The sequence below is a fragment of the Companilactobacillus bobalius genome (genome assembly GCF_009764355.1).
Genome location: NZ_LNUA01000048.1, coordinates 1 through 1,959, shown reverse-complemented (window position 1 = coordinate 1,959; position 1,959 = coordinate 1). Strand labels below are relative to the sequence as shown.

Below are 1,959 nucleotides of genomic sequence, written 5' to 3'. Positions count from 1 at the left end.
CAGTTCATGCCAAGAGTTACTCATCTATCTTCAGTACTTTAAATAGTGCTGAAGAAATCGAAGAGATTTTTGATTGGACGGATCACAATGAATACCTTCAAAAGAAGGCTAAGTTCATTAATGACATCTATCAAAACGGTGAACCACTACAAAAGAAAGTCGCTAGTGTTTTCCTAGAAAGCTTCCTTTTCTATTCTGGATTCTACACACCACTTTATTATCTAGGTAATAACAAACTAGCTAATGTCGCTGAAATCATTAAGTTGATCATTCGTGATGAATCAGTTCACGGAACTTATATTGGTTATAAATTCCAATTAGGTTTCAACGAATTGAGTGAAGACAAACAATCCGAATTAAAAGATTGGATGTATGATCTACTCTATACTCTCTACGATAATGAAGAGAAATATACTAAGGAATTGTACAAAGAAGTTGGTTGGGTTGATGAAGTTCTTGTTTTCCTTCGTTATAACGCTAACAAAGCTTTGATGAACTTGGGACAAGAGCCATTATTCCCTGATGGCAATGCTGAAGATGTTAACCCTATCGTTATGAACGGTATTTCTACCGGAACAAGTAACCACGACTTCTTCTCACAAGTTGGTAATGGTTATCTTATGGGTAAAGTTGAAGCCATGAAAGATTCCGATTACGATATCGGACGTACTGGCGACAATAAAACACCAGATGAAAATTCATTATTCGATAAAGTTAAAAAGTTAAAGTAATGAGCTATAAAATAAGGATTCACCTTAATTGGTGAATCCTTATTTTGTTATATTCATAAATAATTTTTTAGATAAATCTTCTAAAGTATTCCATTCATCAGCGGTAAAATTACTCTTTGCCACCAATATCTCTGGTAATTCATTGATATCCTTACGCTTAGAAATTCCTAAGTCAGTCAATTCTACATTAACAACTCTTTCATCATCTTTGCTACGTTGACGAGTTACTAAACCCTCCTTTTCCATACGCTTTAACAGTGGTGTTAAAGTCCCTGAATCAAGTGAGAGTAATTCTCCTAGTCCTTTAACCGTAACGTGATCATATTCATAGAGTGCGACTAGTACCAAATATTGTGGATACGTTAATTTATTTTTGCTAAGTCCATCGTGATATAACTTTTGAATCGCACGTGAAGTTGCATAGAGAGAGAAACATAAGTGGTCGTCCAAGGGGATTGGCTTGGTAGCATCAATAGCGATCTTTTCTGCCATATAAATCATCCCTCCTTATTTCATTTTATGCCTACATTTTATTCTTAATCTAAGAAATTGTAAACCATTCTATTTCACACAACCTAATTTTAAAAATCCCAAATATAACATAAATTTTTATAATCAAATATTTATATATTTTAAACTCAAATAACAATAAAAATACTTAAATTATTTGGATAAGTACATATTGACTTGGTACAATCTGTATGACATAAGGATTTTTTAATTGAGAGGGATTTATATGAATAATTTTTATCGAAAGAAACTTTTAATCTTCGGTATCTTTTTATGTACTTTAATTTTGTCCTTAAATATTTTTTCTATTTCTGTCTCCGCAGATGGAGATTCTGACTACGATCACGCCCTTGCTACCACGCCAAAGGGATTGAACTGGGATAATAATAATTTTGTAATTGCTAAATTCCCACCAAAGCCAGCTAATGCTCCCGCCACCAGTCCAACAGGAAAAAAATATAGCTATGACAACAATGCTTCTATCGTTCAATCAACAAATCCAGCAACTAAAGGTACTAGTGTTATCAGTTTGACTAACGGTACCTATCAAGTTGGTGCTGTTTGGAGTAACTTTGAAAAAGATAATTACTTTGACTTAAGTCACGAACAAGTAGCCTCAATGTGGATCTATTTTGGTAATACCGGTGGTGAGGCTCCTGGTGACGGTATGGCTTTTGTTTTACAGAATGACAAAAGAAAAGAGAATGCTATCGCTCTT

Annotated in this window: 2 protein-coding genes and 1 pseudogene; 2 read left to right on the top strand and 1 reads right to left on the bottom strand. The window is 33.9% G+C overall.

Translation table 11 applies throughout. The annotated features are described in order from the left end of the window. On the top strand, positions 1-731 hold a 731-nt coding region (locus tag ATN92_RS12620; RefSeq protein ID WP_158106791.1), incomplete at its 5' end, for a ribonucleotide-diphosphate reductase subunit beta. A 39-nt stretch (positions 732-770) separates the two neighbouring features. On the opposite strand, the gene ATN92_RS12615 is transcribed toward ATN92_RS12620, so the two are convergent. Further along, positions 771-1,223: a MarR family winged helix-turn-helix transcriptional regulator gene (locus ATN92_RS12615; RefSeq protein WP_056950831.1), complete on the bottom strand. Its 453-nt coding sequence runs from the start codon at positions 1,221-1,223 to the stop codon at positions 771-773. A gap of 244 nt (positions 1,224-1,467) precedes the next feature. On the opposite strand from ATN92_RS12615, the pseudogene ATN92_RS12610 reads away from it, so the two are divergent. Next, positions 1,468-1,959 (top strand): annotated as a pseudogene (locus ATN92_RS12610) (lectin-like domain-containing protein); the annotation flags it as partial.

Excerpts from the sequence above, each read along its gene's own strand:
- ATN92_RS12615 (WP_056950831.1), bottom strand. The coding sequence starts at position 1,223 with ATGGCAGAAAAGATCGCTATTGATGCTACCAAGCCAATCCCCTTGGAC.